Annotated in this window: 1 protein-coding gene; it reads left to right on the top strand. The window is 31.8% G+C overall.

The window, feature by feature from the left end:
* Positions 1-598, top strand: a 598-nt coding sequence (locus tag KTO59_RS04490) for an AAA family ATPase (protein ID WP_284928857.1), incomplete at both ends; no start/stop codon positions are given.

Raw genomic sequence — 598 nt, 5'->3', positions numbered from 1 at the left:
GCTACTTTGGTTTTAGAAAGCAACAAAACAACACCACCACGAACTCAAATCAACATCGACGAAATCAAAACTGCATATCGTTTAAGAGTAGATAAAGATACTGGTTTATTAGACATTAAAGAAATCAACTTTATTAATGAAAAAATAAAATCTATTGAAAAAAATAAAGAACAAAATCAAACACAAAAAGCAGAAATTACTAAATTAAAAAGTCGTTTAACTGAATTGAATAATGTTAGAGAAACTTTAGAAAAAGATTATTCACTATCTGAAACACAATCAAACGCTAATAAAGCAGATTTCCCAAAAACGGACTTAACTAAAATGCCAGCATTTGATAAATTAATCGGGTTTAAAGACGAACGTGAAGCCTCAAATCGTTTTTTAACTTTTTTAAAGAGCGTTGGCAATCTACCAAATATTGGAGAAGTTAAAGTCCCAACGGGCATTCTATTACACGGAGTAGCTGGTACTGGTAAAACTACTTTTGCCCAAGCTTTAGCAAAAGAAGCAAATTTACCATTTTTTAACACATCAGCATCTCAATTTTCAAAAGGAACAGTTGGGGAAGCCCCACAAATGGTTCGTGATTTATTTG

The sequence above is a fragment of the Candidatus Phytoplasma sp. AldY-WA1 genome, from assembly GCF_020312115.2.
In the GTDB taxonomy this organism is placed as follows: domain Bacteria; phylum Bacillota_I; class Bacilli_A; order Acholeplasmatales; family Acholeplasmataceae; genus Phytoplasma; species Phytoplasma vitis.
Note: the sequence above shows the minus strand (reverse complement) of the source record. Positions and strands in the feature narration are given on the sequence as shown.